The sequence below is a fragment of the Microbacterium thalli genome (genome assembly GCF_028737325.1).
Lineage (GTDB): Bacteria > Actinomycetota > Actinomycetes > Actinomycetales > Microbacteriaceae > Microbacterium > Microbacterium thalli.
The window spans coordinates 530,662-542,908 of sequence record NZ_JAQZCH010000001.1 but is presented as its reverse complement, the minus strand read 5'-3'; the positions used below and the strand labels follow the sequence as shown (position 1 = coordinate 542,908).

Here is a 12,247-nt window from a genome sequence, read left to right as displayed (position 1 = left end):
ACCGCGGCGCTCGGATGCGCTCAGGCGCGGCGGTCGGCGGCCAGGTGCAGCACCGACTCGGCGAGGGCACGGATGCCGCGCGCCACGTCATCGGCCGACACCGCCTCGTCGGGGTGGTGGCTGATGCCGTCGGGGTTGCGCAGGAACAGCATCCCGATGTCGGTGAGTCCGCCCAGCGCCATGCCGTCGTGCCCGGCGCGGCTGAAGATCACCGGAGCCTCGTCGCGGGTGTGCGTCGTCGTCGCACCGATGCCGGCGCGCACGACGTCCTGCAGCAGCGGTGCGCACGCGACGGCGGGGGCGTTGTGGATCTCGCGGTGCTGCCAGCGCAGACCGCGCCGCCCCATGATCACGTCGAGCTCGGCCGTGAGGGCCCCCCACACCCGGTCGCGCTCTCCGTCGAACTCGCCCCGCAGGTCGAGTGAGAACTGCACCTCGCCGGGGACGATGTTGACGCCGCCGGGGAACGCCTCGAACTGGCCGACGGTTCCGATGATGTGGTGCTCGGCCCGGCAGACGCGCTCGACGGCGAGCGCCGCCTCCGAGGCGCCCAGCAGCGCATCGCGGCGCATGTCGTAGGGAGTGCCGCCCGCGTGGCGGGCCTCGCCCTCGACTGTGAGCAGGAATCGCCGCGCCGAGGCGATCGACGACACCACGGCGAGCGATTCACCGCGCCGGTGCAGCTCGGGCCCCTGCTCGATGTGCGCCTCGAGGTAACCGATCAGCTCGTCCGGCCGGCGGGCCGCCTCGGCGATGCGCCCGGGGTCGAGGCCGAACTCGACGAACGCCTGCCGCACCGTGGTGCCCTCGGCATCGGTCAGCCCCCACCACGCGTCATCCCAGACGCCGCCCACCGCCGACGAGCCCAGCAGCGCCTTGCCGAAGCGCGTGCCCTCTTCGTCCCAGAACGCCGCGACCTCGATCGCGAACGGCAGCGGCGAGCGCCACCCCGCCGCGTCGGGCTCGCGCAGCAGCCGCACGACCTCGATCCCCATGAGCACGCCGATGATGCCGTCGAACCGCCCCGCGTCCGAGACCGTGTCGAGGTGCGACCCGATCATGAGCGCCGCATCGTCGCGGCCGGTGTCGAGCCGGCCGATCTGGTTGCCCGCGGCATCCTGCCGGGTCGCCATGCCCGCCTCGCGCATCCACTCCGCCGCGAGCCGGTTCACCCGCGCGTGCTCGGGTGAGAGGTACACCCGCTCGATGCGGTCGGGGGCGGCGCTGATGCGGGCGAGCTCGTCGCAGCGCGCCATGACGCGGCGGGCGGCGGCGCCGATGCGGTCGGGCGCGGTCGTCAGCAGAGCGGATGCCACGGCTCAGCCTGCCCGGTAGACGTCGGCGGCCGCGTCGACCCCGCCCGCGACCGGCAGGGCGACGCGGTATCGCCGCAGCACCGCTTCGAGCGCCGCGAGGGTCGTGAGCACGGCGTCCTGCCGGGCGTTGTAGCCCATCGTGCCGATGCGCCACACGCGGCCGTGCAGGGGACCGAACGAGGTGCCGATCTCGATGCCGAAATCCGTCAGGAGCGCGGCGCGCGCCTCGTCACCGGGAACGCCCTCGGGGATCTCGACCGCGACGACGTTGTTCATCTTGTGCGCGACGTCGCCGAAGACGGACAGCCCGAGCGCTCGCACGCCCGCGAGCATCGCCCGGCCCGCCCGTTCATGCCGCGCGATGACCGCGTCACGGCCCTCGAGCAGCAGCACGCGCGCGCACTCGCGCGCCCCGTAGAGCATCGAGGTCGCCTCGGTGTGGTGGTTGAGGCGGCGCGGGCCCCAGTAGTCGAGGATCATCCCGAGGTCGAAGTAGTTCGAGCGCACGAAGTCGGGCGCATCCGGGTCGCCCTCCTCGCGGATGCCCGCCTCGATGCGCCGACGCGAACGGATGACCTCGACAGCGCGGTCGCTGAGCGTGATCGGCGCCGAACCGCTCGGGCCGCCCAGGCACTTCTGCAGGCCGGCGGTCGCGGCATCCAGTCCCCATGCGTCGGCCTCGAAGGCGTTGCCGCCGAGGGATGCCGTGGCGTCGGTGTAGAACAGCACGCCGTGCTTCGCGCAGATCGCGCCGATCTCGTCGAGCGGCTGGTTCATAGTGGTCGAGGTGTCGCCCTGCACGAGCGCGAGCAGCGTCGGCCGCACGCGGACGATCGCCTCTTCGATCGCCGCCGGGGTGAACACCTGGCCCCACGCGGTCTCGATCGTGTGCACCTCGGCCTGCGCTCGCTCGGCGATCTCGGCCAGCAACAAACCGAAGCGGCCGAAGACGGGCACGAGCACGCGGTCCCCCGGGCGCACGAGCGACACGATCGCGGCCTCGATGCCGGCTCGGCTGGTGCCGTCGACGAGCACGGTCGCGTCGTTCGCGGTGTTCCACACCGCGCGGTACAGCTGCTGCGTCTCGGTCATGGTGCGGGTCATGAACGGGTCGTACTGGCCGACGAGCGGCGCCGACATCGCACGAAGGACGCTCGGGTAGGCCGAGATGGGGCCGGGGCCCATGAGCAGGCGCGCGGGCGGGTCGATCGGGCCGGGGATCTGCACGGTCGAAGCGGTCATCGGGGGTCCATCCGGGGGTCGAGGAACGTGGCGAGGCGGCGCGCGAGGCGCACGAGGGCGAGGTCGGTGCCGGCGCGCGAGACGAGGCTCACTCCGACGGGCGCGGCACCGTGCGGGGACGGGACGGTCAGGAGCGGCACCGAGATCGCTGGCAGGCCCGCGACGGCGGCGGGCGTGGTCATCCGCAGGGTGTCGCGGCGGACGGCATCCATCCGGTCGGGGTCGGTCGTGACGGCCGGCGCGGGTCCGGGCACGGTCGGCAGCAGCAGCACCGCGTCCGCGACGAGGGCGTGCAAGCGTTCCGCCAGCGGTGCGAGCGCCGCGCGGGCGTCGGCCTCGTCGGCGGGCGTCACCGCAGCGGCGCCGCGGAACCGCGCCGCGACAGCCGCGCCCGTGGCGTCGGGGTGAGCCGAGAGCCAGGCGCCGTTGTTGCGCCAGGCCTCCGCGCCCTGCACGGTCCGGAACGCCTCGAGGTAGTCGTCGAGGTCGCCGATGCTCGCGCGCTCGAGCGCGGGCGGCCCAGCCGCGTCCTCGAGCCGCGACGTCAGCTCGAGGAACGCGGCGCGGGTGCCGGCGTCGGCCGCGGCCACGACCTCGTCGGGGATCACGAAGCGCCACGGCAGGTCGGCCTCGGACGCCCCGAGGGGCTGCTCGGTGCTGTCCGAGCCGTCGAAGCTCAGGCACCACTGGGCGACGCGCTGCAGCGTGGCGCCGTCGCGGGTGAGCCACCCCACGGTGTCGAAGCTCTGCGCGAGCGGCAGCATCCCCTGTCGCGGCACGAGGTCGTGGGTCGTGCGCAGCCCCCAGAGCCCCTGGTAGGACGCCGGAACGCGGACCGATCCGGCCGTGTCGGTCGCGAGGCCGATGTCGGCCTGACCGGCGGCGACGGCGGATGCCGGTCCGCTCGACGACCCGCCGGGCAGTGCTCCCGGAACCGTGACGTTCGGCGGGGTGCCGTAGTGGGCGTTGTCGCCGGCGACGGAGTACGCGAACTCGTCGGTGCGGGCGATGCCGCGCAGCGAGGCGCCACCGCGCAGCAGGTCACCGACCGCCGGGGCCGTCGTCGTCTCGGGGCGGGCGTCGGCGAGGAAGGCGGGGTTGCCCGCACCGATCCGGTACCCCTTGATCGCGAAGAGGTCTTTCACCGCGACCGTCAGGCCCGCCAGCGGCCCCTCCCACGCGCCCTGGTACAACGGGTCGCCGACGGTACGCCAGATCGCGCGGTCGAACGGCGCCGGGCGCGGCGTGACGTGCGCCGCGGTGATCAGCCACCGCCCGTCGATGCGCTGCCACACCTGGGTCTGCAGGCCGCGGCCGCCCCGGTGGAACCGCGACACCGACACCAGCAGGGCCGTGTCGGGTGCGAGCGGCCGGTACTCGATGCTCTCGATCGAGCGGGCCGGCACGCCGCCGCGGATGCCCCGGAACGCGCTGATCGCATCGTGACCGACCAGCAGGCCCGCGCCGTCGCCGCGCAGCGTGTCGGGTCCGGGTGCGAATGCCGCGCCGAGCGCGTCGAGGTCGTTGTCGGCGAGCGCGCGCTCGTACGCGTCGAAGGCCGCCCGCAGGTCGGCGGGGATGCCGTTCGGGTCACCGGTCACGGCGCCGGTCATCGCGGGTCTCCCATCGCTCCGATGAGCCCATCGGTGCGCGAACGCAGCCGTCCGCCCGGCGCTCCGCGCGTCGCAGGAGCCTCGCCGGCGCCGCCGAGGGTGGAGTCGAAGACGCTGCGACCGCGCAGCCACGTGCGACGGACGCGCCCCCGCAGCATCCGTCCGTCGTAGGCCGAGATCGGATTGCGGTGGCGCAGCGCGGCGGCGTCGATGCGCAGCGCGTCGTCGGGCGCGAACACCGCGAGGTGCGCCGGCGCGCCGACCTCGATGCGGCCGACCCCGCTCAGGCCCGCGACGGCGGCCGGCCCGGTCGTGAACAGCGGCAGGATCGTCTCGAGCGGGATGCCGCGCGCGTGCGCCTCGGTCCACACCGCCGACAGCCCCACCTGCAGTCCCGCGATCCCGCCCCAGGCGAGGCCGAAGTCACCGTCGCCGGCGCGCTTGAGATCGACCGTCGAGGGCGAGTGGTCGCTGACGATCGCGTCGATCGTCCCGTCGACCACGCCCTGCCAGAGCAGGTCGCGGTTCGAGGCCTCGCGGATCGGCGGGCAGCACTTGAACTCGGCGGCGCCGTCGGGGATGTCCTCGGCGATGAGCGTGAGGTAGTGGGGGCAGGTCTCGACGGTCAGGGCGACGCCGTCCGCGCGCGCGGCGCGGATCGCGGGCAGCGAGCGCGCGTCGCTCAGGTGCAGGATGTGCGCGCGTGCGCCGCTGGCCCGCGCGGCGGCGATGACGGCGTCGATCGCGGATGCCTCGCTCGCTGCGGGCCGCGACGCGAGGAAGGCCTCGTAGCCACGCCCGAGCGCCCCGTCGGCGCCGAGCAGGGCGGGGTCTTCGGCGTGCACGATCAATCGCGAGCCGAGGGCGGCGACCTCGTCCATCGCGGCTCGCAGCTGCGCGCGGTCGAGGTGGCCGAACTCGTCGACGCCCGACGGTGCCAAGAAGCACTTGAAGCCGTACACGCCCGCCTCGTGCAGCGGTCCGAGCCGTCCGAGGTTCTCGGGGACGGCACCGCCCCAGAAGCCGACATCGACGAAGGCGGATGCCGCGGCCGCCGCGCGCTTGACCTCGAGCGCCGGCACGGTGGTGGTCGGCGGCACCGAGTTCAGCGGCATGTCGACGAGCGTGGTGATGCCGCCCGCCGCGGCGGCGAGCGTCGCCGAACGGAACCCTTCCCATTCCGTGCGGCCGGGCTCGTTGATGTGCACGTGCGAGTCGACCAGTCCCGGCAGCAGCACCGCGTCGTCGGCGATCGCCACCTCCGCGGCACCGGCGATGGGCGCGTCGACGGCCAGGATGTCGACGATGCGCCCCTCATCGACGACGACGGCGGCGGGCACGAACCCGCTCCCATCGAAGGCGCGCGGTGCGCGCACGACGAAGCGCGACGGAGGGGATGCGGTCACGAGAACTCCCGGCTCGGGGCGAGCGACACCGCTCGGCGGTGCGCAGGGACATATATCAAGCTATGGCTTAACGCCGCCGCGAGGGTTTCCCCGATGTAACACTCGTGTGACACCGCGCCGATCGCGACACGAGCTCACACCGCGACGGCGGCCCGCGGCGGCGGGGCGTACTCGTCGCGCTTACTCGTGCCCACCCGCATCCGCACCATCGTCGCGGCCAGGCCGACCGCCGCACCGACGCCGTCGATGACCGGCACACCCACCCGCGCCGTCAGCGCGTGGCACAGGTCGGTCATGCCCGCGCATCCGAGCACGATGACGTCGGCACCCGCGGTCACCTCGTCCGCGGCGAGCGCGGCGATCCGCTCGTACGACGTCGACGCGGTGTCTTCGAGCTCGAGGACGGGGATGCCCGACCCGACGAGCGAGACGCACGCCCGCCCCATCCCGTAGCGCGCCAGCAGATCGCGGGCGCGACCCAGCGTTCGGCTGAGTGTCGTCACGACGGCGAAGTGCCGCCCCGACAGCGTCGCGACGTGCATGGCCGCCTCGGCGATTCCGATGACCGGCACGTCGACGAGCTCGCGGGCGGCGTCGACGCCGGGGTCGCCGAAGCAGGCGATGACGTAGGCGTCGCTGCCGCCCGCCGCGATGTCGTCCTCGATGAGGCGCACGATCGCGACCGCGGCGAAGGCTTCGTCGACGTGGCTCTCGATCGCCGCCGGCCCGGTCTCGGGGCACACCGCGGCGATCTCGACACCGGGGCCCGCGACCTCCCGGGCGGCTGCGGCGATCTTCGCCGTCATCGCCCGGGAGGTGTTGGGGTTGATCAGGGTGATCTTCACGCGACGGTCTCCGCCGCGGCGGGTGCCGACTCAGGCGCGGTGCCGTCCGAGATGCCCTCGGTCTCGCCTGCGAAGGTCGGCACCTGCGGGTCGCGCCGCTCGAACACCACGAACGCGAGGAAACCGAGCGCGCAGCCGATGAACCAGGTGAAGTTGCCGATCCACGACACGTCGAACAGGCCCGCGTCGGCGAAGGTCTTGGGCAGGATCGCGATGAGGATGGTCGGGATGCCGGCGACCAGCAGCGTCTTCATCGCGTTGGGGTTGTAGCCGTTGCGGTACCAGTAGGCGCCCTTCTCCGACATCGTGAACATGTCGTCGGTCTTGATGCGCTGCTTCGCGGCGACGTAGTACCCGGCGACGAGCAGTCCGAACAGCGGTCCGATCAGCGCGGCCAGGATGCCGAGCGAGTAGTGGATGGCGGTGGCATCCGAGTACCAGTTCCAGGGCATGAGGAACACCGACCCGACCGCCGCGATCATGCCGCCCATGCGCCACGAGATCTTCTGCGGGGCGACGTTGGAGAAGTCGAAGGCCGGCGCGATGAAGTTCGCCACGATGTTGATGCCCACCGTCGCAGTGACGAAGGTGAGGCCGCCGAGCAGGATGGCGAAGGGGGTGTCGATGGCCTCGACCGTGTGAATGGGGTCGAGGATCAGCTCGCCGAAGACCGGCAGCGTGGCCGCAGCGGTGAGGACGGTCAGGATCGAGAAGAACAGGAAGTTGATCGGCAGGCCCCAGAAGTTGCCCTTCTTGACCTCGCCGAACGAGCGGCCGTAGCGGGCGAAGTCGCCGAAGTTCAGCATGGGTCCGGCGAAGTACGCCACGACGATGCCGACGGCCATCGCCATGAGCCCGAGCGTTCCCCAGAAGTCGTTCGGCGCGGCGGTGGGGTCGGAGAGGTTGAGGTCGATGTTCTCCCAGCCGGCCTGGCTGACGAGGTAGATCGCGAGCACGATCATGACGACGTAGACGGCGGGTCCGGCGAAGTCGATGAAGCGGCGGATGACCTCCATGCCGTTCCAGAACAGCGCGACCTGCGCCACCCAGAGGATCGCGAACGAGATCCAGCCCAGAGCCGACAGCCCGAGGAAGCTGACGTCGAGCAGCGCCGCCGACCCCGGGATGAACTTGAGGAAGACGATGTTGAGGGACTGGGCCGCCAGGAAGGTCTGCACGCCGTACCAGGCGATCGCGATGATGCCGCGGATGACGGCGGGGATGTTCGCGCCCCGCACCCCGAAGATCGCGCGGTTGACGACCGGGTAGGGCACGCCCGTCTTCTGGCTCGGCTTGGCGACGAGGTTCGCGAACACCTGCACGATGACGATGCCGACGACGAGCGCGACCAGCACCTGCCAGGCGGCGATGCCGAGGGCGAAGAGCGAGCCGGCGGTCACGTAGCCGCCGACCGAGTGCACGTCCGACATCCAGAAGGCGAAGATGTTGTACCAGGTCCACTTCTGCGTGCGCAGCGGTGCGAGGTCCTCGTTCGCCAGGCGCGGGTCGTAGCCGGGCCGGACGTTGCCTCCTCCTCCGGGATCACCGGCGACGGCGAGGAGGTCATGCGGGGCCGTCGCGGCAGGCGCGAGGGTGTTGTCGGGAGCAGTCATGTGCGTGCCTTCCAGGGAGGGGCGCGAAGCCCCGGCGAGGTGGAGCCTGGGTGAGGTGGTGCTGACACATGAAGCTATGGCTTAACGCGTGCGGGCTGGTTTCTGCCGTGTAACGACGGCGTGAAGATGCCCGCCGGTCAGTCGGCGGGAGCGGTGGCGCCCACGACCGTGAGCCACGTCGCGACGGCCACGCGGTCGGTGCGGTTGGCGACGCGGTGCGGACGGGATGCCGCGAACGACAACGACTCGCCCGGACCGAGCTCGACCTCGCCGTCGGCGAACTCGAAGGTGAGAGTCCCGCTGACCACTCGGCCGCTCTCGTAGCCGGCGTGCACGAGCAGCCCGCCGTCGGCGCTCGAGCTCGCGCCCGGCGGATAGGTCGACTCGAAGTGCTCGACGCCGGGGATGGGCACCGGGGTCAGCCGGCGGTAGGTCACCCCCTGCCCGAGGTGCGCGGTGGTCTCGGTCCCGCTGCGCGCGACGAAGACGCCGGGCACGGGCTCGGCGAGGTCGCCCGCGGTGCCCGGGTCGGGAGAGGCCGCGACCGCGTGGTCGTCGAAGATGGCCGACACCGGCGCGCCCAGCACGCCTACCAGCTCGACGAGCCGATGCACCGAGGGCTGCATGGCGCCGGTCTCGATCTGCGACAACGCGCTGGACGAGATGCCCAACTCACGCGCGACGGACGCGAGCGATCGTCCCGTCCGGGCTCGCAACGCCCGGAGTCGCCGCCCGATCGACGCGGGCAGGTCGGCCTCGGCGCGATCGGCTCCCACGGCACCGATGATAGACGGCGCGGTGGTCGCGGGGATGCGCTGCGCGCGCGGCGTCAGACGCGGAAGATGGTGTGCACCGGCCCGCAGACGTCCTGTCCGCCGAGGTCGGACAGCTCCATGAGCACGGCGGTTCCGACGGTGCGGTGGCCGAGGCCCTCGAGCAGGCGCTGCGCCGCGCGCAGCGTGCCGCCGGTCGCGAGCACATCGTCGACGAGCAGCACGCGGGTGCCGCGGGGCAGGTCGTCGGCCATCTCGATGGTCGCCTGACCGTACTCGAGGTCGTACGAGATGGATGCCGCCGGGCGCGGCAGCTTGCCGGCCTTGCGGATCGGCACCATGCCGACACCGCTGGCCGCGGCCACGGCTCCGGCGATGAGGAATCCGCGCGCTTCGACGCCGGCGACGACGTCGAACTCGCGGGCGAAGGGCGCCACGATCGCCTCGATCACGGTGTGCAGCGCGGCGGCGTCGGCCAGCAGCGGCGAGATGTCGCGGAAGAGGATGCCCGGTTCGGGGAAGTCCGGGATGAGCGCGATGAGCGACTCGGCGTGCTCGAGGGGGTCGGAGGTCACCGAACCACCCTAGACGGCGCTCGAAGGTTCGGATCGTTCGCGCGACTGCAAGCGCTTGCATTATGCTGACGCGCATGACCTCCTCACCCGTGGACACCGTGGCATCCACCCTCTCTCCGATCGGGATCTCCCGCCCCGGCGCCGAATGGTGGCGCACCGCGGTGATCTATCAGATCTACCCCCGCTCCTTCGCCGACGCGTCGGGCGACGGCATCGGCGACCTCGCCGGCATCACCTCGCGCCTGAGCGCGCTGGCGACCCTCGGCGTCGACGCCGTGTGGCTCAGCCCGTTCTTCCGGTCGCCGCAGAAGGACGCCGGCTACGACGTCGCCGACTACTGCGACGTCGACCCGCTGTTCGGCACCCTTGCCGACTTCGACACCATGCTGACCGAGGCGCACGACCGCGGCATCCGGGTCATCGTCGACCTTGTCCCGAACCACTCGTCCGACCAGCACGTGTGGTTCCAGCAGGCCCTCGCCGCCGAGCCCGGCAGCCCCGAGCGCGCACGCTACATCTTCCGCGACGGCCGCGGCGAGAACGGCGACGAAGCCCCCAACAACTGGGAGTCGGTCTTCGGCGGCCCCGCCTGGACCCGCACGACCAACCCGGACGGCACGCCCGGCCAGTGGTATCTGCACCTGTTCGACTCGACCCAGCCGGACTTCGACTGGTCGAACCCCGAGGTGGGCGACGAGTTCGAGCGCATCCTCCGCTTCTGGCTCGACCGCGGCGTCGACGGCTTCCGCGTCGACGTGGCGCACGGTCTCGTGAAGTCGGACGGCCTGCCGGACTTCATCCCGGCCGAGGACGCCGGCTCGATGGGCGGCGACAGCGACGACGTCCCCTACTGGGGCCAGGAGGGCGTGCACGACATCTACCGCCGGTGGAACCGCATCCTCGCCGAGTACGAGGGCGACCGCGCCCTCTGCGCCGAAGCGTGGCTGCCGACCGTCGACGAGACGGCCCTCTGGGTGCGCCAGGACGAGATGCACCAGGCCTTCAACTTCCCCTACCTGCAGACCGAATGGGACGCCGACCACCTCACCGAGGTGATCTCGGAGTCGCTGCGGGCCTTCCCCGCCGTCGGCGCACCGGCGACCTGGGTGCTGTCGAACCACGACGTCGTGCGTCACGCGTCGCGTCTGGCGCTGACCGCCGAGAACCCCCAGGGTCACGGCCTCGGCCCGAACTCCCCCGGACAGCCGGATGCCGTCGTGGGCCTGTCCCGCGCCCGCGCCGCCACGACCCTCATGCTGGCGCTGCCCGGCTCGGCCTACGTGTACCAGGGCGAGGAGCTCGGGCTTCCCGAGGTCGTGCACCTGCCCGACGCCGCGCGGCAGGATCCGACCTGGTTCCGCACCGAGGGCGAGCGCTACGGCCGCGACGGCTGCCGCGTGCCGATCCCGTGGGAGTCCGGCGCCCCCGCCTACGGCTTCAGCACCACGGGCGCCTCGTGGCTGCCGCAGCCCGAGGAGTGGGCAGACCTGGCTCGCTCGGCGCAGATCGACGACCCGTCCTCGACGCTGTCGCTGTACCGCGAGCTGCTCGCCGCACGTCGCCGTCACGATCTCGGCGCCGGCTCGCTCACGTGGGTCGACCTGCAGCTCGGCGACGACGTCGTCGCGTTCCGCAACGGCGGCGTCCTCGTCGTGGCGAACACCGGGTCGGACGCAGTCGCCCTGCCCGAGGGTGAGATCCTGATCTCGAGCGGTCCCCTCGACGGGGCCGAGCTCCCGATCGACACGGCGGTCTGGATCCTCGCGGACTGACCGCTCGACCCGGCCGAGTCCGGGACGAAGCGAAAGGGGCGGGAGCATGGTCGGCATCGACGACGTCGCGCGACGCGCGGAGGTCTCGACGGCGACCGTCTCCCGCACCCTCAGCGGCCGGGGTCCGGTGTCGCCCACCACGCGCGAGCGCGTGCTGCGGGCGGCCTCGGACCTCGGCTACGTCGTGTCGTCGGCGGCGTCGAGCCTGGCGTCGGGGCGCACCCGCAACATCGGGGTGCTGGTGCCGATGCTCGACCGCTGGTTCTTCTCGCGCGTGCTCACCGGCCTCGCGGCGACCCTGCAGCGCTTCGACTACGACGTCGCGCTGTACGCGCTGACCTCGGACGCAGACGAGCGCCGCCGCGTGTTCGAGACCTCGCTGCGCCGGCAGCGCGTCGACGGGGTGATCGCGGTGTCGATGGCCCTCGCGCGCGACGAGATCGCTCAGTTGCGCGGACTCGACCTGCCGGTGATCGCGATGGGCGGGCAGCTCGAAGGCCTGCCCTCGCTCACCGTCGACGAGATCGCCGTCGCGCGGCGGGCCACCGAGCATCTGCTCGGCCTCGGCCACCGCGACATCGCCCACATCGGTCTGCGCCCCCAGTTCGAGGGCGATTTCCACATCCCCTCGCGGCGCCGCCACGGCTTCGAGGCCGCCCTCGCCGACGCCGGCCTGGCGCTGCCCACCGACCGCTTCGCCGCCGCCGACTTCACGATGGCCGGGGGCCACGAGGCGGCGACGCATCTGCTGACGGATGCCGCCACCCGGCCGACCGCCATCTTCGCGGCATCCGACGAGATGGCCATCGGCGCGATCCTCGCCGCGCGCGAGCTCGGCCTGCGCGTGCCCGACGACCTGTCGGTCGTGGGCGTCGACGGCCACGACCTCGGCGGCTTCTTCGGGCTCACGACGATCGACCAGTTCCCGGGCCGCCAGGGCGAACGGGTGGCGTCTGCCATGCTCGGCATCCTGGCGGAGGCGCCCGAACCGCCGGCGGGGCTCGAGTTCGCGCTCGTGGAGCGCACCAGCACCGCCCCGCCCGCCGCCCGCACCTGATACCCGTCCAGGCACCGCACCGGGACCCTCCCGTA

At 72.5% G+C, this 12,247-nt stretch carries 10 protein-coding genes; 2 read left to right on the top strand and 8 right to left on the bottom strand.

What is annotated here, in order from left to right:
- Positions 1–20: 20 nt before the first annotated feature.
- The 8 genes from PUW82_RS02815 to PUW82_RS02780 form a co-directional block, all read right to left on the bottom strand.
- Positions 21–1,316 (bottom strand): allantoate amidohydrolase, encoded by a 1,296-nt coding sequence (locus PUW82_RS02815; protein WP_274220821.1) that lies wholly within the window; start codon positions 1,314–1,316, stop codon positions 21–23.
- Between the two features lie 3 nt (positions 1,317–1,319).
- On the bottom strand, positions 1,320–2,558 hold the full coding sequence (locus tag PUW82_RS02810) for a pyridoxal-phosphate-dependent aminotransferase family protein (RefSeq protein ID WP_274220820.1): 1,239 nt from the start codon (positions 2,556–2,558) through the stop codon (positions 1,320–1,322).
- Complete coding sequence (locus PUW82_RS02805) at positions 2,555–4,171, bottom strand: AtzH-like domain-containing protein (RefSeq protein ID WP_274220819.1); 1,617 nt, start codon at positions 4,169–4,171, stop codon at positions 2,555–2,557. The genes PUW82_RS02810 and PUW82_RS02805 overlap by 4 nt, the downstream gene beginning before the upstream one ends.
- A complete protein-coding gene (allB, locus tag PUW82_RS02800) occupies positions 4,168–5,577 on the bottom strand; it encodes an allantoinase AllB (RefSeq protein ID WP_274220818.1) in 1,410 nt (469 codons plus the stop codon). Before allB ends, PUW82_RS02805 begins: the two co-directional genes overlap by 4 nt.
- Before the next feature lie 134 nt (positions 5,578–5,711).
- Positions 5,712–6,422, bottom strand: coding sequence for an aspartate/glutamate racemase family protein (locus PUW82_RS02795; protein WP_274220817.1), 711 nt, complete (start codon positions 6,420–6,422; stop codon positions 5,712–5,714).
- Entirely contained in the window at positions 6,419–8,035 is a 1,617-nt protein-coding gene (locus PUW82_RS02790; protein WP_274220816.1) for an NCS1 family nucleobase:cation symporter-1, read from the bottom strand. The genes PUW82_RS02795 and PUW82_RS02790 overlap by 4 nt, the downstream gene beginning before the upstream one ends.
- 137 nt (positions 8,036–8,172) lie before the next feature.
- On the bottom strand, positions 8,173–8,811 hold the full coding sequence (locus PUW82_RS02785) for a helix-turn-helix domain-containing protein (RefSeq protein WP_274220815.1): 639 nt from the start codon (positions 8,809–8,811) through the stop codon (positions 8,173–8,175).
- A 53-nt stretch (positions 8,812–8,864) separates the two neighbouring features.
- The gene (locus PUW82_RS02780) at positions 8,865–9,383 is read right to left on the bottom strand and encodes an adenine phosphoribosyltransferase (protein ID WP_274220814.1); all 519 of its coding nucleotides are present in this window, start codon (positions 9,381–9,383) and stop codon (positions 8,865–8,867) included.
- A gap of 74 nt (positions 9,384–9,457) precedes the next feature.
- On the opposite strand from PUW82_RS02780, the gene PUW82_RS02775 reads away from it, so the two are divergent.
- Together PUW82_RS02775 and PUW82_RS02770 are read left to right on the top strand one after the other, a co-directional pair.
- Complete coding sequence (locus PUW82_RS02775; RefSeq protein WP_274220813.1) at positions 9,458–11,155, top strand: glycoside hydrolase family 13 protein; 1,698 nt, start codon at positions 9,458–9,460, stop codon at positions 11,153–11,155.
- Positions 11,156–11,201: 46 nt separating this feature from the next.
- Complete coding sequence (locus PUW82_RS02770) at positions 11,202–12,212, top strand: LacI family DNA-binding transcriptional regulator (protein ID WP_274220812.1); 1,011 nt, start codon at positions 11,202–11,204, stop codon at positions 12,210–12,212.
- The last annotated feature ends 35 nt before the right edge of the window (positions 12,213–12,247 follow it).